This is a genomic window from Flavobacteriales bacterium, assembly GCA_029248105.1.
Lineage (GTDB): Bacteria > Bacteroidota > Bacteroidia > Flavobacteriales > UBA7312 > UBA8444.
Genome location: JAQWJZ010000038.1, coordinates 18,244 through 38,879, shown reverse-complemented (window position 1 = coordinate 38,879; position 20,636 = coordinate 18,244). Strand labels below are relative to the sequence as shown.

Below are 20,636 nucleotides of genomic sequence, written 5' to 3'. Positions count from 1 at the left end.
TCTAAATATCATCAAAGTTAACATCAGTAAAATTTTTGTTGTCTTCGTCTGAATCTTTCTTTGGGTTTGAAATAATTTCCTCGCCCTTGTTTTTGAAAATAAAGTCTACACTTTCTGAGAGTGCATCTTTAAACTTTTCAAAATCTTCTTTGTAAAGAAATATTTTGTGTTTTTTGAAATGATGGCTGCCATCATCATTAAATATTTTTTTGCTTTCGGTAATTGTGAGATAGTAGTCGTCTGCTCTAGTCGCGCGAACGTCAAAAAAGTAAGTTCTTTTACCTGCTCTTACTTTATTTGAGAAAATTTCTTCTTGGTCTTTGTAGTCTTCCATAATTTTTCATGATTTATCTATCAAATCTATGAAATTAATTGGAATGGACAAATTTATATTTACTTTGAAAGTTGTTGCTGGTACATTTCGAAATAGATGCCTCTTTTTTCAAAAAGGTTTTTATGAGTTCCCATTTCGGCAATTTGACCGTTATTAAGAACTATTATTTTGTCAACATGTTGTATAGACGATATTCTATGACTAATAGTAATGGTCGTTTTTTTCACACCTTCTTTTTTAATTGAAGCGAGTATTTTTTCTTCTGTTTCGTTATCTACTGCTGATAAACAATCGTCAAAGATAAGTATACTTGAAGGTCTAATTAAAGCTCTTGCAATAGAGATGCGTTGCTTTTGTCCTCCAGAAAGGGTAACACCTCTTTCTCCAACTATTGTTTGATAACCTTTAGGAAAGCCTTTAATGTTATCATGTATAGCCGCTTTTTCTGCCACAGCTTCGATTGTTTGTTGAGTAAGTTCTTCTTTTGAGCCAAAAGCAATATTGTTAGAAATAGTATCAGAAAATAATAAAGCTTCTTGAGGAACAAGGCTAATTCCAGAGCGTAAGCTCTTGAGGTTTATTTTTTCTATTGGAATACCGTCTATTTCTATTCTTCCAGAAGTAGGCTTATACATGCGACTTATGAGATTGATAATGGTGGATTTTCCAGAGCCTGTTCTTCCTACTATAGCTATTGATTCACCTTTATCTATGTCAAATGAAATGTTATTCAGAGCTTTTATTTCGCTATCGGGGTATTCAAAGCTTATATTTTTAAAAGATATTCTTCCTTGAATTTCATGAGTATTACCATCTGTTGAATTAATATTAGCTTTAGTGTTTAAGAATTCATTAATCCTTTTTTGAGAGGCTGCCGCTCTTTGTATTATGGAGGTCACCCATCCTATTGAAGCCATAGGCCAAGTCAGCATATTAACATAAATAATAAATTCAGCAATATTACCTGTAGAGATATTACCTGCTATTGACTCTTTTCCTCCGATGTATATAGTAAGTAAAGTGCTTAATCCTATCAGTAAGAGCATGAAAGGAAAAAAGGCAGCGTTTGTTTTTGCTAGAGATACATTACGCTTGAGGTATTCGTTTGTTTCTGTCTTGAAAATATTGAAGTTTGTTTTTTCATTTACAAATGATTTCAAAATTCTTATGCCAGAAAAAGACTCTTGAGTAAGCGTCGATAGTGTTGATAGCTGGGTTTGGACTTTCTCGCTTTTAGCGTGTATGACTTTACTAATAAAAAATATTGTAATTGACATTAATGGCAGAGGGGCAAGTACAAATAGGCTGAGCTTTACATTTATGCTGAACATATTATACATAACAAATAGAAAAAGCGAAATCATATTAATAGGATACATTGTAGCTGGACCTAAAAACATTCTAACTTTAGTGACATCTTCACTTATTCTTGCCATCATGTCACCTGTATTATTTCTTTTGTAAAAAGCTCTATCTAGGTTTTGGTAATGTTTGAATATTTCATTTTTGATATCAAATTCAATTAATCGTGACATGACGATTATAGTTTGTCTCATAAAAAACATAAAAACCCCCTTCAGTAAGGCAAACAAAATAAGCATCATTCCAAAATACAGTAAGGTAGAAGTCAGTTCTGAAAAATCATAATTACTTGTTTGTGATGATTCTATTGCTTCCTTGGCAGCGTCAAAAGCTTTTCTGGTATAGATGGCTGGATAAAGTGCAAATATATTGGAGGTTACAACAAAAAAAGTGCCGAGAGCAAAACGCCATCGGTATTTTTTATAAAACTTGAATAGATATTTAAGCTCTTTCATAAAATTGAACTTGTTAATTCAAATACACAAATAAAATTGTAGTTTTGCCAACTCAAAATTTATCTTTTTAGAATAATAATAAAGAGGGAGCAAAGTTAATTAACTTTCTGTTTTAAATTAATTAAAATCAAACTCTATGTTGGAAGTAAAGAATGTTAAAGATTCTGGTGAAGATTTTCAAGTAATTGAAAAGATGAGTCAAATGAATCATGAGCAATTGGTATTTTGTAACGATAAAGAAACTGGTTTGAAAGCGATAATTGCTATTCATGATACTTCTTTAGGTCCAGCCTTAGGGGGCACTAGGATGTGGAATTATAATTGTGATAACGATGCTATTATTGATGTCTTAAGACTCTCTCGAGGCATGACATTTAAAGCGGCTATTACAGGTCTGTCTTTGGGCGGAGGAAAAGCTGTAATTATTGGAGATTCTTCTACTCAAAAAACGGAAGCTTTAATGCGTAAGTTTGGTGAGTATGTTAATAGCTTGGGAGGTAAATACATTACTGCTGAAGACGTTGGAATGAGTGCCTCTGATATGGTTCATGTTAAAAAAGAAACGGATTTTGTTACAGGAATTCCAGTAGAAATGGGTGGCGGTGGAGACCCTTCTCCAGTAACTGCATTTGGTGTTTATATGGGAATGAAAGCTGCAGCAAACTACAAATGGAGTTCTGACGATTTAAGTTCTAAAAAAATATTGGTTCAGGGTGTAGGTCATGTAGGAGAGAACCTTGTTAAACACTTAAGTGAAGATGGTGCTGAGGTATTTATTAATGACATCAATAAAGAAAACTTACAGCGTGTTTCCGAACTTTACAATACTCAAATAGTAGAAGGCGAATTGATATATGATTTAGATGTAGATATTTATTCCCCTTGTGCTTTAGGTGCTACAATCAATGATGTTACTATTGATATGTTTAAATGTGAAATTATTGCTGGTGCTGCTAACAATCAACTTCAAGATGAAGATAAGCATGCTAAAAAACTTCAAGAAAAGGGCATCTTATATGCTCCTGATTTTTTGATTAATGCGGGTGGTTTAATTAACGTATATTCTGAGATTAATGGCTATGATAGAGAGAAAGCAATAGCTCAGACTCGCAAAATATATAATACTACACTTGAGATTTTTGCTAAATCAGACGATGAAAAAATAACAACACATCAGGCAGCACTCAGATTAGCAATGGAAAGAATTGCCCAAGCCAAAAATTAGAGAGGTTAATAAAAATAGTCTATGCTTAATCGACGTCATTTAAGAATTCGTGTTTTACAGTTTGTTTATTCTTGGAAAAAATCAAACGATAGCGATATCGTTATTCTAGAAAAACAATTTTTAAAGTCTCTAAAAAAAGTAGAAGAACTTTATTTACTTCTTTTGATGTATATCCTAGAAGTAAGAGACTTTGCAGAAAACTATTCAGAAAGTTCAAAGAATAAACAATTGCCCTCGGACAATGATTTGAACCCCAATACAAAGTTCATCAATAATTTATTTCTTCAAAAGCTTAGAGACGATTCAGCTTTAATAAGCAAAGCGGGACAATCTAAATTATCTTTTGCAGATCAGCAGAATATGGTCAAGTCGATTTATTTTAAAATGACAGAATCAGAATTGTATAAAGAATACATGAATGGAAAAACGGTTGACTTTGATTCAGATAAGAAATTTATTGTTAAGCTTTTTAGTAAAGAACTTATAGAAATTGAAGTCTTTCAAGACTTCCTTAGTGAACAAGATATTTTTTGGGATGATGACTTTCCATTTATCTGTAGTATGGTAATAAAGACTATAAAGGATTCTACATCAAATAAAATAGAACTGTTCGAATTATTTAAAGATACTGACGAGAAAGATTTTGCACTTAATCTTTTACGTCAATCCATTATACATGCTGAAGACTTTTCTGAACTAATTTCTTCAAAAACCAAAAATTGGGATTTAGAAAGGGTTGCTCAGATGGATTTGATTTTGATGCAGATGGCATTAGCTGAATTATTAAAAATGCCTAGTGTTCCTGTAAAAGTTACTATCAATGAATACATTGAATTAGCAAAATATTATAGTACTCCCAATAGCAAGAATTTTGTCAATGGAATACTAGATAGTTTGTTAATAGAATTGAAAAGGGAAGGCGCTATTAAAAAAATGGGTAGAGGCCTTATTGAATAATTACTATTTTTGTTACCAACTAATTATAATTTTAACATGTACAGAATTTTTATAATATCAATTTCAGTTTTGCTTTTTGCTTGTGGAGATGTAGCAAAAGAAGTGGGAGATAATTCAACTCCTCCTGTTAAGAAAGAAGAAATAAAGCCGTCACTTTCATCCAACCTTGTGATGAATGATAATACTGCTGAATCTTCAAATAGTAAGTCGCCTATGCCAGATTTTAAATTTGAAAAAGAACTTCATGACTTTGGTCAACTTATTGATGGAGAAAAAGTATCCTACTCTTTTAAATTCACCAATTCTGGTAATGCCCCTCTTATTATCTCTAGTGCTAAAGGTTCTTGTGGTTGTACAGTTCCTAATTGGCCTAAAGACCCTATAGCTCCGGGTGAATCAGGTACAATTGATGTGACTTTTAATAGTTCAGGAAGAAGTGGAAAACAAAAGAAAGCTGTAACTTTAACAGCAAATACGAACCCAAACAGAAAAGTGATAAACATCACCTCTGAAGTAATATCTAATTAAATGAATTTAACTACAATATTTTTACAAGCCGAAGCTGGAGGTAATCCACTCATTTTCTTTGTTTTAGTTTTTGGTGTATTTTGGTTTTTTATGATAAGACCACAAGTGAAAAAGCAAAAACAAGAACGTAAGTTCAGAGAAGAAATTAAAAAAGGTGATAAGGTGATAACATCTGGAGGCTTACACGGTAAGGTGGTTGAGGTAGCTGATAAGATCGTTAAAATTGATGTCGCAAAAGACATTGTTTTAAAAATTGATAAATCATGTATATCTGCTGAATTATCAACAGTGAAAGAATAATTTCTAATAGGGCTTCGGCCCTTTTTTTATGTTGAGCAAACTTACACTTCTATTCAATAAACTAATTGTTGTGTTAAGAATTGAGAGAAAGCAACTGCCTATTTTCTTATTTCTATTAGCACTATCTACACTATTTTGGGTGCTTACTGTTCTGTCAAAAGATTATACTACAACAGTACATTATGAGGCTGTTTTTGTTGACTTACCTGATGATAAATTAGTTATTGAAAATAAAGAAGTTGACCTTCATCTTCAAGTCATTGCTCCTGGATTTACTATTCTTGCTCATCGATTAAGTTTTAGAAATGATTTGCCATTGTCTGTTTCTACTTTTATTCCCAAAAAGATTGGTGAAAAATGGAATTATTATTGGTTAGGTAAACAATCAATTTCACAACTTCAAGAAGTATTGCCGACAAATATGCAATTACTTCACGTACAGCCTAATAGAATTGATTTAATGCTAGATGAGAAAGCCGAACGGGTTATACCCGTACAAATTAAATCAGAGTTGTCTTTTAAAGATTTATTTCGATTGAAAGAGTCTATCACTTTAGACCCTCAAACTATTGTTATTTCTGGTCCTAAGGCTGTTGTTGAGGTATTCGATGCTATTGGAACTAAAACGCTTAAAATAAATGATATAGATTCTGATTATTCAGGCAAAATAGAAATAGAACCTCTCAATCACTCAGAAATTAATTATTCTCTAAATTCAGTAAATTGGGATATTAAAGTGGAACAGTTTACAGAGGGGGAATTAAAGCTACCTCTTTCAGTTAATAATGTGCCAAAAGGGTATGAAATCAAGTTATTTCCTGATGAGGTAACTGTTAACTATTTAGTTTCATTAGATCAATTTGAGTTAGTAAAAACAAATATGTTTGCTACTAATGTTAATTTTGATGGAGAATATAAAAGGCTACCTATTGAATTAGTCAGTCAAGCTGATTTTGTAGAGAATGTTCGTATATCACCATCTAAGGTTGAATATTTTCTAATTAAGAAATAATATGAAAAAGGTAGGCTTAACAGGAAATATTGGCAGTGGTAAGACTACAATTGCAAGACTATTTGAAGTTCTTGGTATAGCTGTTTTTAATGCTGATGTGGAGGCTAAAAGACTGATGACTACGGATTCAGTATTAAAAGATAATTTAATATCTGAATTTGGCAAAGAAGTGTTTATCGACAACCAATTGAACCGTAAATATTTAGCAGACTTAGCTTTTAACAACGATTTAATTTTGAAAAAGCTAAACGCACTAGTACATCCTGTTGTTCAAAATGCTTTTGAAAAATGGTCAGATGAACAAATAAGTCCTTATATAATAAAAGAAGCTGCTATATTGTTTGAAAGCAATACACATCAATCTTTAGATGCAATAATCTGTGTAAGTTGTCCTGAGGATATTAGGGTAGAACGCTTGTTAAAAAGGGACAGTGTATCAAAAGAGCAGATAAAACAAAGAATGAGTAATCAATGGCAAGAAGAGAAGAAGATTTCCATGTCAGATTTTATAATCGTAAACGATAATTCTTGCTTAGTTATACCTCAGGTGTTAAGAATTCATGACGCTTTAAAGTAGGTCCTCAGTCTTTCCTAAACCCACTCTAATAATATCAATTACACCCTTAGAATAATCAACGACTGTAGATGGGATTAATGAACCTATTCCCGCATCGATGACAATATCTACTTTATTGCTATAGCGTTCGTGTATTAACTCTGGATCTGTACTGTACTCCATTATAGTGTCTTCATCGTGAACGGAAGTAGATAAAATAGGATTTCCAATTTCATTGACCAGAATTTGTGGTATGTTGTGATTTGGTATTCTAATACCAACGGTTTTCTTTTTAGTTTTAAATAGTTTTGGAATACTACCATTAGCTTTTAGAATAAAGGTGTAAGGACCTGGCAAAACCCTTTTCATACTTTTATATACATTTCTACTGATAGGTAGTGTATAATCAGATAATTGACTTAAATCCGAACATATAAATGAGAAGTTTTGTTTTTTTAAATCTACATTTTTGATTTTTGCGATTCGTTCAACAGCTTTTTGCTGAAATATATCACAACCTATTCCATAAATTGTATCCGTAGGATAAATAATAATACCACCGTCTTTAAGACATTCTATAACTTGAGAAATTCCTCTAGGATTTGGGTTGTCTGGATGTATTTGTATGAGCATCTTTATTGATTATTGGCATAATCGTCTAAAAACTTCTTTAAGCCTATAGCAGTTAATTCATGAGGTATTAAGCCTTTGATTGCCGAAAGGGGGGCAGTCACTACGTGAGTACCAATCTTTGCACATTCTTCAATGTGTTGTTTGTTTCTTATTGATGCGGCTAATACCTTAGTTGAATAATTTTGTCGTTCAAACATATTTACAATGTTACTCACTATTTGTATTCCATCCTCTCCATTATCATCAAGTCTGCCAATAAATGGTGACACATAAGTAGCACCTGCTTGAGCGGCAATCAGTGCTTGACCAACAGAAAAAACTAGTGTACAATTGGTTTTTATTCCTTTGTCACTAAAATAACGAATAGCTTTCACGCCATTTTCAATCATTGGTATTTTAACAACTATTTGAGGATCTAGAAGAGCTAACTCTTGACCTTCTTTTACCATACCTTCAAAATCTGTAGAAATAACCTCTGCACTGACATCTCCATCCACAATTTGACAGATGGTTTTGTAATGTTGAAGAATATTGTTCTTTCCTTTTATGCCCTCTCTAGCCATTAGACTAGGGTTTGTAGTCACACCATCTAGAATACCTAGTGATTGCGCTTCTCTGATGTCGTTTAAATTTGCTGTGTCGATGAAGAATCTCATATTGAAAAGGTATTATTCAATAAAGATAATAAAAAAAGGGCAAGCTACTTACATCACACCGCTCAACCACTTACCCTTGCTACCTTCCGGTCCTGGGGGAGTTCAGCAGGAGCTGGTTGTGTAAGACTTGCCCGGTGCAAATATATACTAATTGCATTCTTTTCCGATTACTTTAGCCTAAAAAAATAGGACAAAAAAATAATTATATTTGTATGCAATCCTTAAATCAAAATAATGAAAGATTATATCCTAAAAAACGGTTTAATACTTGGCTCCATAAGTATAGTTTTACTATTAACATCATATACTCTTGGAGTTGATTTTTTTCTCAATGATACATGGTCTATCATCAAAGGGCTGACTCCTTATGTGATTTTAATTTTTTTAGTTATCAATTATAAAAAATGGGTAGGTGGTTTTCTTTCTTTTAAAGAAACTTTTACGGTTACTTTAGGTATTTCGGTAGCAGGAGCTTTTTTCACTACATTTTTTTCTATCATCTTGTTTAATTTTATTGATCCAGATTTTGCTGTTTTGTTAAAAGAATTCACGATTGAAAAATTAGTTGTTCAGCTAGAACAACTTCCTGAGAGCAATGCTATGTATAGTGTGATGGAGTCATTAATAGAGCAAACACAAGAAGAGGACATATATTCAATTTCTAATCAAGCAACAGCCTTTTTTTATAGTTTCTTTTTTCATATTATCATAGCCGCTATAATTGCGGCATTTGTTAAAAAAGATAAACCCATAGAAATTTCAGAATAAATATGAATATATCCATTGTAGTACCTTCTTTTAATGAATCTGAATCTCTTCCTGAACTGTGTTCTTGGATAGATAAAGTAATGCAAGAAAACTCTTTTTCCTATGAAATTGTAATTGCTGATGACGGTAGTACTGATAATTCTTGGGAAGTAATTCAACAATTATCAAAAACAAACTCTTGTATTAAGGGGATTAAATTTAGAAGAAATTATGGCAAATCAGCAGCTTTGAATATTGCTTTTGCTAAAGTTCAAGGTGATGTAGTGATTACAATGGATGCTGATTTACAAGATAGTCCTGAAGAAATACCAGAGTTGTATCGTTTGATTAAAGAAGATGTTTGGGATTTGGTTTCTGGTTGGAAAAAGAAACGTTATGACCCCATCACTAAAACGGTACCTACTAAACTATATAATTGGGCTGCCCGCAAAGCTTCGGGCATTTACTTGCACGATTTTAATTGTGGTTTAAAATCATATCGAAAAGATGTGGTGAAGAACATTGAGCTATATGGTGAAATGCACCGTTATATCCCGATGTTAGCTAAAAGAGCAGGTTTTCCAAAAATCACCGAAAAGGTCGTTGAGCATCAAGCCAGAAAGTATGGTGTTACAAAATTTGGTTTAGAGCGTTTTATCAATGGCTTTTTAGACTTGATGACCGTCACTTTTGTTTCCCGTTTTGGTAAAAAACCAATGCACTTTTTTGGCGTGTTAGGTACCTTAATGTTTGTTCTAGGATTTATTTTATTTACTTATATAGGAGGGCAAAAGCTATACTTCATGTATGTTGATGTTAAAGCTACCAATATTGCCGATATGAGTGGATTTTATATCGCTTTAACTTCTATGGTAATGGGATTGCAGTTATTCTTAGCAGGTTTTGTTGGAGAGATGATTTCTAGAAATGCTCACGATAGAAATCAGTACCACGTCGAAGACGAGATATAACTTAAATCAACCGTGCTAAACTCATTAGAGAGTCAGTGGAATAGTACTGGTCCGACTGACCTATAAATACAGCAAACATATTAGCATTTTGAGCAAATTCCATATCGCTAATAGAATCACCTACCATAATACTTTTTTTAAAGTCTATTTTTGGAAAATCATTACGTGCAGCTAAAGCCATACCAATATTCGGTTTTCTCATTGGAGAGTTTTCTTCTGCTAATTGCGGTGCATAATAGGTAGCATCAATTTTACCCCCTTTCTTTTTTACTTCCTCTATTAAATGAGTGTGTACCGTTTGCAAGTCTTTTTCGGTCATCAGTCCCTTGCTTATCCCTTGTTGATTGGTAACAATAACAATCTTATGAAATCGGTTAGAAAACAGTTTTATAGCATCTAATACTTGTGGAAGAAATTCAAATTCTTTTACAGATTTGACATAGTCGTTTTCTAACTTTCTATTTATTACACCATCCCTATCTAGAAAAAGTGTCCAACTGTTATCAATATTAGGAAGGTTTAACGACATAATAATACTATGAGAATAATTCTTTTTCGACCAATTCACATATAGCGTGTCCTAGCATAAGATGACATTCTTGAATTCGTGGTGTATCGTTAGAAGGAATATTTATGATTAAATCGCAGTGGTTATTCATTTCACCACCTTTTTTGCCTGTAAATCCTATGGTTATGAGACCTTGTTTTTTAGCCTGTTCCAATGCTTTAGTCACATTTTTTGAATTTCCCGATGTTGACATACCTATTAGTATGTCTCCGTCTTTGCCAATTCCTTTAATTAGTCTAGAGTATACTTCGTCAAATGAAAAATCGTTAGCTACTGCAGTCATAAAAGAAGTGTCTGTATGTAGCGCTTCAGCGTGTAATGGGGCTCTGTTTAAATAATATCTTCCAGAAAATTCTGCTGCTAAATGTTGTGCGTCGGCAGCACTTCCTCCATTACCGCAAAACAATAATTTTTTTTCAGTTTTAAAGGCTTTTATTATTAAATCAGCAATCTCTACAATTTGCTTAATGAGAGTTTCATTTTTAAGTAGCTCTTTCTTAATTTTAAGAGAATCTTTAATATTCTTTTTTATAAGGTCTTGCTTATTCATTTTGGTTTTTTATTTGTTCAGACTTAATAATGAAAGTAAATTTTTAGTGAATATTGACCAACTGTATTGGGTCTTTATTTCTTTTATGTTTTCAATCATTTCTTTTGAATCCTTATTATCAAAGAACTTCAATATGGCATTTTTTATTTCATGTGGGTTAGGGTTAACTACATATCCTACTTTACCATCTGGACACATTTCTTTTAGTCCACCAACATTTGTAACCACCATAGGTTTGTTAAAGTGATATGCTATTTGAGTAACTCCACTTTGTGTAGCAGATTTATAGGGTTGAACAACTAAATCACAAGCGTTAAAATATAAATGTACTTCAGAGTCGGGGATAAATTTATCTGCTTGTATGATGTCTTTTTCTAGTTTATATTTTTTAATTAACTCCAGATAAGGTGTTTTGTCTGAGTAATATTCTCCAGCGATAATTAGTTTGATCTTCTTTTCTCTTAGTTCTTGAGATGAATATGCTTCTAATAGTAAGTCCAGTCCTTTATAATCTCTTATTAACCCAAAAAATAAAATGTATCGGTAAGATGAATCTAAATTTAAGGACTCTAGACTTTTTTCTCTTGTTTCAATTTTGCCGAAGTTGTCATAAATTGGATGAGGAGAAACGACTTTAGGTTTATTTTTTTCAAAGGTTTTTAAATCTTTTGAAACTTTTTCCGTCATTGATAAAAAGCCATCTACACCTTTCGTAAAAAACGAGGTTAGAGCTTTGTCACCAATACGTTTTTCGTGAGGTATGATGTTATGAGCTATGCATAGAACCTTTGTACTCTTTCTTTTAAGTAGTTTTGTTATAGTACCCAGAGAAGCTCCCATAAATGGTAGCCAAAATGGTACAATGACAACATCATATTTCTCTTTTCTTAAGCTCAGCCCTTGAAATATCCAGTTTATTGGGCTTATGGCGTTTACAGTTCTAATAATGTTGAGATTTTTGGGTTTTTCTTCAGAAGAAAATTGTGTTTTACCAGGAAATAAAAAATCTGGATACTGTAATTTAAAAGTATGTATAGTAATCTGATGCCCTTCTGAAATGAGTTCTTTAGCTAGACGCTCATTGAATGCGGCAATTCCGCCTCTGTAGGGATGTGCTGTACCAATGATTGCAATCTTCATTTAGCTTTTTATTTTTTTAATTTTTAAACCTAAATAACCATATACTATTGTCATTAATGGGCTAATTAGATTAAAGAAGCAGTAAGGTAGGTAGGCTAATGTGGCAACTCCTAAGACAGCTGATTGTGTTGCACCACATGTGTTCCAAGGAATAAGTACAGAAGTTACAGTGCCACTATCTTCAAGTGTTCTGCTTAAGTTTTCAGGTGCTAAACCTTTCTTTTTATAGGTGTCGGCATACATTCTTCCTGGAACAACAATACTCAAATATTGGTCACTTGCCGTAAGGTTGAAAAATATACAAGTACAGGCTGTAGTTGCTATTACTGATCCAGTACTCTCAGCATATTGAATGATTGACTGGCTTATTTTTTTAAGCGCTCCTGTGGCTTCCATCGCACCTCCGAAACACATAGCACATATGATAAGCCATATAGTATTTAACATTCCATACATTCCTCCTGAAGAAAGTAAATCATTCATCATTGCATTTGATGTGGTTATGTTCGTTTCTCCTCCCATTGCATTTATTACCGCTACATAGCTTGCTTGTAAAAAATTAGTGTCAATCTCTGATAGTTTTACAACTAGATCGGCTTGAAAAATCACAGCAAATAAACCTCCTAGTAATGTACCTGCTAGTAAAGAGGGTAGGGCGGGTACTTTTTTTATAATCAGGGCTAGTACTATTATGGGTACTAGAAATAACCAAGGACTAACATTAAAACTGTTATCAATTGCAGATAATAAACTTTTGATGTCGGTTGTGTTTTGGGTACTATCAAAAGTTAAACCAATAACTAAAAATAAAATTAGTGATATCAAAAAGCTAGGAACCGTAGTGTACATCATGTATCTGATATGAGTAAATAAATCTGTGCCAGCCATAGCAGGGGCTAAATTTGTTGTATCTGATAGAGGGGATAATTTGTCACCAAAATATGCTCCTGATATAATTGCACCTACAACTAATCCTTCAGAAATTTGTAGAGCTTCTCCTATTCCTAAAAGAGCTATACCAACAGTTGCAATGGTAGACCATGAACTTCCTGATGCAAGGGAAACAATAGCACATATAATACATGCTGCTACAAGAAATATTTTAGGATTCAAGATTTGTAACCCATAGTAAATCATAGTAGGAACAATACCACTTATGAGCCAAGTTCCAGCCAAAGAACCTATTAATAGAAGTATGATTATAGCAGGAGTTGTTGAAGCAATACTTTTACTAATTCCATCTAAAATACTTTTCCAACTGCTGCCATTTTTGATTCCCATTAGGGCTGCAAATGCGGCAGACAGCAATAGTGCTAATTGGTTCGCTCCTCCCAAACTATCGTCTCCGTATAAGTAAACGTTAAAAGATAATAAGGCAATTAAAAATAGAATGGGAAGAAAAGCACTAAAAAAAGATTGTTTCATAAGGGGAAATTATTTCTGTAAATATAATAATCCTAAAGCATGAAACAACAATTGCTCTTAGTCTTCTTTAAGAATGCTTGTTTTGATTAAGCATTCTTTTATTCTATGAAATGTTCTTTCTATATCATTGTCTAAACCAATTGACATACGGATCATACCCTCTGAAATTCCCATTTCCTCTTGTTCTTCTTCAGGTATTTCTGAAGATGTACTAGCGCCAGGCGCAGAGAATAGTGTTTTGTAGAAGCCTAAACTTACTGCCAAATAGCCAATATTTTCATTTTGCATCTCTTCCATTACCTTATAGGCATTCTCCATAGAACCAACGTCTAGAACTAACATTCCTCCAAATCCAAATTCAGTATTCATACTGCTCTTCATGAGTTCATGTTGAGGATGGCTTTCAAGGCCAGGGTAATGAACTTTTAAGCCTATTTCTTTTAACTTAATGGCTAGAAAATGAGCATTTTTACTGTGTTGTTTTATTCGTATAGGTAGAGTGCGCAAATTTTTAAGAATCCCATTTGCTCTTATAGCATCCATCGTTGGTCCGAATAGCATTGCAGCGCCTTCATTAACGTCTATAAGTTCACCCACAAACTCTTTGTTAGAGCATATAACCCCTCCTAATGTATCACTTGCACCATTGATGAATTTAGTAAGTGAGTGTATCACGATGTCAGCACCTAACTCGTTAGGGGAAAAGATAAGCGGAGTAAAAGTGTTGTCCACCACTAGTTTTATATTGTTTTTGTGAGCTAGTTCGGCTAATTTTTTAATATCAGAAATTTCTAAAAGGGGGTTGCTCATAGTTTCACAATACAAAATCTTAGTATTGGAGCAAATAGCAGACTCAACAGATTCTAAATTAGTTGTATCAACAAAAGAAGTTTTAATATTTAGTCTTGGTAAGAAGTTTTTCATAAAAGCATATGAGCCACCATATATGGTTCGACTACTTACGATATGATCACCGCTTTTACACAGTTGCATGATAGTGCTACTGATAGAGCCCATTCCAGAAGCGGAAACATGTGCAGCCTCTGTATTCTCCATATTAGAAATTGCTTCAGCAAGGTATCCAGTACTAGGGTTCATGTGCCTAGAATATAAATAGCAGCCTTCACGTTCACCGCCAAAAACCATTTCCATAGTTTTTCCGGCCATATATGTAAATGTTGAAGAATCTGCAATAGAAGGATTTACGCCTCCATATTCACCAAAATATTGAATATCTTGAATGCTATCTGCTGGTTTGTGTTTTTTCATGTTTATTGTTGTTAGTTATATTTTCCACCAAGGTTTTTTATCTTGTGTTTGGTCTTCTGTATAGTAACCATATCCATAAGTATTACCATATCCGTACCCATATCCATAGGAAGTTTTGTCAATAGAAATATCATTAATAATCAAATTCATATTGACCACATCATTTTCAATAACAGTTTCGTTAAAATTATAGAGCATATCTTTTGTTGTAAAATTCTGCCTTACTACATAAATGTTTACATCACAATGCTTCATTAAGATTAGTCCATCTGTTACCAATCCAATAGGAGGGGTATCAATGATAATATGTTGGTATGTTTTCTTTAATTCCTCGATAAAGCTTTTCATCTTTTCTAGGCTTAATAACTCAGAAGGATTGGGCGGTATTGGTCCTGAAAGGATGATATCTAAGTTTTCAAAATTAGTTTTTTGAATGACTTCCTCTTTGGTGTTTTGATTACTAAGATAGGAGCTTAAACCTCTGTCATTTGATAGGTTGAAGTCGTTAAATATCTTAGGTTTTCTCATATCAGCACCTATAAGAATAGTCTTTCCTCCAGTTATACTAAATATAGAAGCTAAATTCATGGCAACAAAGGTTTTTCCTTCACCACCAACACTTGAAGTTATACCAATAACTTTTTCTTTTTTATCTGAAGCTAAGTATTGAATATTTGTTCTTATCGATCTAAATGACTCAGCAATACCAGACTTAGGACTGTTAGCATTTACTAAGTTATAACCACTATCATTATGCATAATTTTTCCGAGTAAAGGAATGGAAGTAATTTGATCAATATCTTTTTTATCAAGAATCTTGTTGTTAAACAAAAAGAATATGCTTATTGCAAATGTTGGCAGAAATATACCAAGCAGGATTGATAACACATAAGTTAGTGTCGTATTGGGTTTGATTGGTAATTTTGACTCTAACCTTGGTGAATCAATTATTTTATGGTCAGAAATATTACTTGCTTTAGTTATGGACGCTTCAGCTCTTTTTTCTAGTAAGTAGTTGTAAATGTTTTCGTTAAGATTAAACTTTCTTTGAATGTTTAAAAGTATTCTTTCATTCTGTGGTAGTTCTCCAATAAGTCCTTCAATTTCAACGATTCTTGAGTTTATATCTTTTAGAGAAAGTTCTGAGCTACTAATGATATTTTCAATATTCTCGATTAATTTTTCTTTAGTACTTAATATTTGTTTTTGAATAGATATGACGAGAGGGTGTTCTTGTTTAGAGTTTACGCTTACTAGGTCTAGTTGTGAGTATAATTTAGTTAAATCAGCTAAAAGGGTGCTAAGAAGAGGGTCTTCAATTCCCATTGTTGATGGTGCAACTATATTTTCAACATTATTGTTTTTAATTAAGTATTCTTGAAGAGAGATATAATATTTGTTGTTTAATTCAAGAATAGCTTTCTCTTGCTCGAGTTTTTCGACTTGGTAAAAGGCACCATATTCTTTTTGTGATAATTCAATTTTCGGATTATTTTCTTTGAAATTTTCTAGGCTACTTTCAACATCGGACAAAGAGTCAGAAATTGAAGCTAATTGCTCATTTATAAATTGAATAGTGTTAGATGTGATTTGATTTTTTTCATCAAGACCAGCAGCGAGGTATAATTCAGTGAATTTATTTAAGAAGTCATTGATTTTGATAGGGTTTGAGCCTTCTAGTGATATTTTTAATATAGAAGCATCTTTTTCTATTTCTAAAACTTCTAAGTTTTTGAGATAATTTTTAGTTAAGTCATTGTAACTTGAAACAATAAAGTAATAGTTTGTCCAATTCTCTTCTTTGAATAGAGTTAGATCATTTTTTGATATTTTAAAACTGAAGAAGTCAGTTGTTATTTTCTCATCAAATTTATGTGTGTTTTCGTAATCAAAATCAAACTCCTTATTAGAAATGTACGTTTCAGTGCTAAGGTCAAATAATTTGAAATTATTGAAGTCGGTTGATAAAATAAATTCGTCTTCAGAAACTAATTTTATGTAGAACTTTTGATTTATGGTCTGAGGATTAATTTCATCTATTACAACCTTAAATGGTGTTTTTTTGTAAATATCATCTGATTTTAAATTACCAGAGTGATAATATGATATTCTAAAGTTTAACCTTTCTAGGGTTTTTTTGGTCAATGAAAAAGATTCTAAAATTCCAATTTCATTTTTTATATTTTTTTGTCCACCAAACAAATCTAACCCTTCAAAAACATCATCTGAACCTAAGCTTGCATTACTTTCTTCTTTGATTAATAATGTAGTAGATGATTTATAGATTTTAGTTGAATACCTATTGTATATGAATCCTATGAGAAGAAAAATAATAACTGAAAATATGATTTGCTTCCAGAAAATTAGATATCTATCGATAAAAATTTTAAGGTCTATTTTTTCTTCTTGATTATTATGTTGCGAATTGTTCATGAACAATTTTGTTAAGGATTTAGAATACTAAAAACAATATTAGCAATAAGAGCTATACTTGAAATAGCAGAAATATAAATTTGTGCGTTAGAGCTTCTTAATCGCACATTTCTTAATGGTTCTACATAGATTACATCATCAGATTTTAAAACGAAATTTTGTGAGTATAACGTTTCTATTTCTGTTAAATCGATGTATAAAATTTTGTTGTCTCTAATGAGTTTTATTTTCTTCCGATTTGCATAATCCGATAAGTCACCAGAAAGTCCTAGTGCTTCTAGAATAGTAATGTTGTCTTTATAAACGGTGTAAGTTCCTGGACGATTCACTTCACCAAGTACTGTGATTTCAAAATTTATATGCTTAACAATTACGGTAGAGTTAATCAAAAAATCGTTAGCTCTTGTTTGAATCTTACTTTTTGCTTCTTCGACCGTTAATCCTTCAATAGGTATCTTACCTAGTGTAGGGATTTCGATATCTCCTTTGCTATCTATTGTAAAGCCATTAAGGAAAAGATTAGCTGACGTCGTTTGACTATTATTGGCATTATTTTCAACATTGAAAATATCAAAGGACTCTTCTTGTATGCCAATGATTTTCACGTGCAAAATATCACCTTCTTGCAATTGGTGTTTTGGATAGTTAGCAGTTGTGATTTTTGTATCCTTATCCAAATCCTTGTCTAGCAGTACAATTTTATTCATCGATGAACAAGACACTAAAAACATTGATACTATTGATATGTATAAAGAAAATTTCATAATAAATCTTGTTATTTCGTATTACAAAAGTACTAAAGATTTATCAGATAACTATATAACGAATGTAATGGAAGTCCCATTACATTGTAATAACAACCCTCTATTGATTTAATTCCTATTTTCCCTATCCAATCTTGAATACCATAAGCGCCTGCTTTATCACTAGGGTTGAAGTTGTTTATGTAATAGTCAATTTCGTTTTCAGAAATAGTCTTAAACGTTACTTTAGTTAATTCAGAAAAACTATGTTTTTGGTTTTTATGGTAAACACAAACTCCAGTAATTACTTCGTGCGAAGAATTAGATAATTTATTAAGCATCTTTTTTGCTTCTTCTTCATCCTTAGGTTTGTTTAGTACTTTGTTATTGTGTATTACCACAGTATCAGCAGTAATTAATATTTCATTTTCCTTTGGTTTAAACGCTGAAGCTTTTTTAATAGCCAGGTATTCGGCTATATCATGAGTGTCCATTTCAGATGGAAAGTCTTCTTCTGTAGGCTTTGTTTTAACTTCAAAAGAAATGCCTAAATCAGATAACAACTCCTGTCTTCTTGGTGATTGAGAGGCTAAAATTACAGTTTTTGTTTCAAGATTTTTTAACATGTTTTTTTTAAAACAATAGAGTAAAGACTAACATTGAAAGTGTTCCAGTAAGCATAATTAATTTTATCATTTGGCTAAGATGATGATATCCTCCCTTATCATTTAGTTTGAATAATTTGATAAAAAAGTATAGGAATGGTATTTCAACAGCTAATATGACATATACAGCTGCAATATAAGCCTCGTATGTAATCTGAATTGCCGTAACAGCTCCAATAATTAATATGAGAAGTGCACTAATAAATCTAATACTATTTTTTGCTGATTTCTCTGAAACTATCGCAAATGTAGTGTAGCCCATTTTTCTGTCACCATCGGTATCTTCAAAATCTTTAACAATTTCTCTTATGAAAGTTGTGAAAAATGCAAAAATGGCATAGCCGCAAATAATATAAAATGCATTCTCACTATTTGCCATAGGCTTTGGTATAATTTCGTACAACGGCACTATTAAAATGACAAGAGCTGCTAATAAACTGATTAATAGATTTCCACTTAAATAAGCTCTTTTAAAGTGAGTGGAATAAAACCATAATGCACTAGAACAAAACAGGTTTATAAATCCCAGATTAAATATGCCTACTCGCCAACCAAGAAAAAAACCTAAAAACACACCAATACCACTTAATACAAAGTGCCATAGAATGGCTTCACGTCTTTTAATCGTGTTATCAATAATAACTTTTCTTTTGTTTAGCCTATCAACTTGAGTGTCAAAATAGTCGTTTATGATGTATCCAGCAGCAGCAATAAAAACGGTTGATAGCACTAGGTAAAAAAACTGTAAGTCGTTCAGGCTATTGCTTTCTGTTATTGGAATGATAAGCGCATAGCGAATGAGGTATTGGCTAATAGCAATTATGAATAGGTTTTTAATCCTTATTAGTCTGAAAAAATCGATTAGTTTGACCATTTCCCTTGTACTTTAAGTGTTTGTTCTATTACATCTCTTACACAACCTTGACCACCATTTTTATGTGAAATATAGTCGGCAATAGCTTTTATTTCTGGAACAGCATCTTGTGGACAAGACGCTAAACCCACTTCTTTCATTACTTCCCAGTCGTTGATATCATCACCCATATATAAAATAGAATTAGCATCTAATTGATGGATATGTATTAAATCGCTAAGAGCATCTTTTTTATCCTCGCAGGCTAAATATACATCATGAATTTTAAGATGTTTAAATCGTTCAATGAGTCCTTGGCTTTTGCCACCGGAAATGATAGCGATTAAATATCCTTTTTTTAGAGCCTCTCTAATTGCCATTCCATCTTTCACACTCATACTCCTCATCTGTTCTCCAGAAGGGTGAAGTAACACCTTGCCATCTGTAAGAACACCATCTACATCAAAAATAAATGCTTTTATGTGATTTAACTTTTCTTTATAATTCATTTCCGTTTTTTAATACTTTCTGTTAGCAGTTTATATATTTTTTCTTTTTCAATATTGCTTTCTAATAGTTTTATGTGTTTTTCTATTGTCTCAGAATCTCCTCTTTTAGCTGGTCCTGTTTGAGCCATCGACGGTGATGTTTTTTGAATTTTTTTAGCTGTTTCAAAAATTAAAGGTTGCAATATATCAAAAGGGATGTCTTCTTCTTGGCATATTTCTTCAGAAAGTTGATAAAGTAAGTTGCTAAAGTTACAGCTTATAACTGCAGCTAGGTGCAAACGTTGCCTTTGATCACTATTTAATTTAACAACTTTGCTAGATATCGATTGAGCTAGTACTGTTAGTGATTGCATTAGTTCGGTATTCGATGCTTCTATGCAGATTGGGATTGAGTTAAATTTTATTTCTATGTTTTTATTGAAAGTTTGTAACGGATAAAACACACCAATCTCTTCACCGTTAAGTATTGACATTGGTTTTGTCCCAGAAGTATGGACTTTTGGAAAATCAATATGTTTTTCAATATTGTGTATACAATCGTCGTTTACTGCAATGATAGCTAAGTCTGAAGAAATTATACTTTCTAAGTCTGTTGTATAAGGAACATTTATTCGATTGGAAAGTTCATAAGCAGATTTTTCTGTCCTACTATAAACTTGAATAATTTCGTGTCCAGAATCCTTTAAAGTACGACAAAGATGTGTTGCTAAATTACCTGCACCTATCATTGTTATTTTTGTCATAC

23 protein-coding genes and 1 other RNA gene are annotated in these 20,636 nt (G+C 32.3%); 8 read left to right on the top strand and 16 right to left on the bottom strand.

Annotated features, from left to right (window positions below):
* Nucleotide 1 precedes the first annotated feature (1 nt).
* Complete coding sequence (locus P8I29_07315; GenBank protein ID MDG1917598.1) at nt 2–334, bottom strand: DUF3276 family protein; 333 nt, start codon at nt 332–334, stop codon at nt 2–4.
* A gap of 59 nt (nt 335–393) precedes the next feature.
* Nucleotides 394–2,151: an ABC transporter ATP-binding protein gene (locus tag P8I29_07310; protein ID MDG1917597.1), complete on the bottom strand. Its 1,758-nt coding sequence runs from the start codon at nt 2,149–2,151 to the stop codon at nt 394–396.
* A 136-nt stretch (nt 2,152–2,287) separates the two neighbouring features.
* Here P8I29_07310 and P8I29_07305 point away from each other — a divergent pair, with 136 nt between their 5' ends.
* From P8I29_07305 to coaE, 6 genes are read left to right on the top strand one after another with little or no spacing between them, the layout of a single operon-like run.
* Entirely contained in the window at nt 2,288–3,376 is a 1,089-nt protein-coding gene (locus P8I29_07305; protein MDG1917596.1) for a Glu/Leu/Phe/Val dehydrogenase, read from the top strand.
* A gap of 21 nt (nt 3,377–3,397) precedes the next feature.
* Nucleotides 3,398–4,333: a transcription antitermination factor NusB gene (nusB, locus tag P8I29_07300; protein ID MDG1917595.1), complete on the top strand. Its 936-nt coding sequence runs from the start codon at nt 3,398–3,400 to the stop codon at nt 4,331–4,333.
* Nucleotides 4,334–4,369: 36 nt separating this feature from the next.
* The gene (locus P8I29_07295; protein MDG1917594.1) at nt 4,370–4,861 is read left to right on the top strand and encodes a DUF1573 domain-containing protein; all 492 of its coding nucleotides are present in this window, start codon (nt 4,370–4,372) and stop codon (nt 4,859–4,861) included.
* A complete protein-coding gene (gene yajC / locus P8I29_07290; GenBank protein MDG1917593.1) occupies nt 4,862–5,161 on the top strand; it encodes a preprotein translocase subunit YajC in 300 nt (99 codons plus the stop codon).
* A gap of 28 nt (nt 5,162–5,189) precedes the next feature.
* Nucleotides 5,190–6,173, top strand: coding sequence for a hypothetical protein (locus tag P8I29_07285; protein MDG1917592.1), 984 nt, complete (start codon nt 5,190–5,192; stop codon nt 6,171–6,173).
* Between the two features lies 1 nt (nt 6,174).
* Nucleotides 6,175–6,750, top strand: a complete 576-nt coding sequence (gene coaE / locus P8I29_07280; GenBank protein ID MDG1917591.1) for a dephospho-CoA kinase — start codon at nt 6,175–6,177, stop codon at nt 6,748–6,750.
* Here coaE and P8I29_07275 read toward each other — a convergent pair.
* The 3 genes from P8I29_07275 to ffs all read right to left on the bottom strand — a co-directional run bounded on the left by P8I29_07275 (nt 6,742) and on the right by ffs (nt 8,151).
* Nucleotides 6,742–7,368, bottom strand: a complete 627-nt coding sequence (locus tag P8I29_07275; GenBank protein MDG1917590.1) for an L-threonylcarbamoyladenylate synthase — start codon at nt 7,366–7,368, stop codon at nt 6,742–6,744. The two genes, coaE and P8I29_07275, sit on opposite strands and share 9 nt — an antisense overlap.
* The gene (gene fsa / locus P8I29_07270; protein ID MDG1917589.1) at nt 7,365–8,018 is read right to left on the bottom strand and encodes a fructose-6-phosphate aldolase; all 654 of its coding nucleotides are present in this window, start codon (nt 8,016–8,018) and stop codon (nt 7,365–7,367) included. Before fsa ends, P8I29_07275 begins: the two co-directional genes overlap by 4 nt.
* A gap of 34 nt (nt 8,019–8,052) precedes the next feature.
* An RNA gene (gene ffs, locus P8I29_07265) (signal recognition particle sRNA small type) lies at nt 8,053–8,151 on the bottom strand.
* A gap of 101 nt (nt 8,152–8,252) precedes the next feature.
* Here ffs and P8I29_07260 point away from each other — a divergent pair.
* Together P8I29_07260 and P8I29_07255 are read left to right on the top strand one after the other, a co-directional pair.
* The gene (locus P8I29_07260) at nt 8,253–8,786 is read left to right on the top strand and encodes a DUF4199 domain-containing protein (GenBank protein MDG1917588.1); all 534 of its coding nucleotides are present in this window, start codon (nt 8,253–8,255) and stop codon (nt 8,784–8,786) included.
* A gap of 2 nt (nt 8,787–8,788) precedes the next feature.
* On the top strand, nt 8,789–9,736 hold the full coding sequence (locus P8I29_07255) for a glycosyltransferase family 2 protein (GenBank protein MDG1917587.1): 948 nt from the start codon (nt 8,789–8,791) through the stop codon (nt 9,734–9,736).
* Between the two features lies 1 nt (nt 9,737).
* Here the strand turns inward: P8I29_07255 and P8I29_07250 are convergent, their stop codons facing one another.
* The 11 genes from P8I29_07250 to P8I29_07200 are packed head-to-tail and all read right to left on the bottom strand — an operon-like array spanning nt 9,738 to nt 20,634.
* Nucleotides 9,738–10,265, bottom strand: coding sequence for an HAD family hydrolase (locus tag P8I29_07250; protein MDG1917586.1), 528 nt, complete (start codon nt 10,263–10,265; stop codon nt 9,738–9,740).
* Nucleotides 10,266–10,272: 7 nt separating this feature from the next.
* The gene (locus P8I29_07245) at nt 10,273–10,854 is read right to left on the bottom strand and encodes a D-sedoheptulose 7-phosphate isomerase (GenBank protein ID MDG1917585.1); all 582 of its coding nucleotides are present in this window, start codon (nt 10,852–10,854) and stop codon (nt 10,273–10,275) included.
* A gap of 9 nt (nt 10,855–10,863) precedes the next feature.
* Nucleotides 10,864–11,994, bottom strand: a complete 1,131-nt coding sequence (locus tag P8I29_07240) for a glycosyltransferase (protein ID MDG1917584.1) — start codon at nt 11,992–11,994, stop codon at nt 10,864–10,866.
* Nucleotides 11,995–13,419: a Na+/H+ antiporter NhaC gene (gene nhaC / locus P8I29_07235; GenBank protein ID MDG1917583.1), complete on the bottom strand. Its 1,425-nt coding sequence runs from the start codon at nt 13,417–13,419 to the stop codon at nt 11,995–11,997.
* 57 nt (nt 13,420–13,476) lie between these two features.
* Nucleotides 13,477–14,688, bottom strand: coding sequence for an aminotransferase class I/II-fold pyridoxal phosphate-dependent enzyme (locus tag P8I29_07230; GenBank protein MDG1917582.1), 1,212 nt, complete (start codon nt 14,686–14,688; stop codon nt 13,477–13,479).
* A 15-nt stretch (nt 14,689–14,703) separates the two neighbouring features.
* Entirely contained in the window at nt 14,704–17,121 is a 2,418-nt protein-coding gene (locus P8I29_07225) for a polysaccharide biosynthesis tyrosine autokinase (GenBank protein MDG1917581.1), read from the bottom strand.
* Between the two features lie 11 nt (nt 17,122–17,132).
* Nucleotides 17,133–17,885, bottom strand: coding sequence for a polysaccharide biosynthesis/export family protein (locus P8I29_07220; GenBank protein ID MDG1917580.1), 753 nt, complete (start codon nt 17,883–17,885; stop codon nt 17,133–17,135).
* 32 nt (nt 17,886–17,917) lie between these two features.
* Nucleotides 17,918–18,490 carry a Maf family nucleotide pyrophosphatase gene (locus tag P8I29_07215; GenBank protein ID MDG1917579.1) on the bottom strand — a complete coding sequence of 191 codons (573 nt, stop codon included), beginning with the start codon at nt 18,488–18,490 and terminating at the stop codon, nt 17,918–17,920.
* Nucleotides 18,491–18,497: 7 nt separating this feature from the next.
* A complete protein-coding gene (locus tag P8I29_07210) occupies nt 18,498–19,403 on the bottom strand; it encodes a geranylgeranylglycerol-phosphate geranylgeranyltransferase (protein MDG1917578.1) in 906 nt (301 codons plus the stop codon).
* Nucleotides 19,391–19,891, bottom strand: coding sequence for an HAD-IIIA family hydrolase (locus P8I29_07205; protein ID MDG1917577.1), 501 nt, complete (start codon nt 19,889–19,891; stop codon nt 19,391–19,393). Before P8I29_07205 ends, P8I29_07210 begins: the two co-directional genes overlap by 13 nt.
* Nucleotides 19,888–20,634 carry a DUF2520 domain-containing protein gene (locus tag P8I29_07200; GenBank protein MDG1917576.1) on the bottom strand — a complete coding sequence of 249 codons (747 nt, stop codon included), beginning with the start codon at nt 20,632–20,634 and terminating at the stop codon, nt 19,888–19,890. The genes P8I29_07205 and P8I29_07200 overlap by 4 nt, the downstream gene beginning before the upstream one ends.
* Nucleotides 20,635–20,636: the final 2 nt, after the last annotated feature.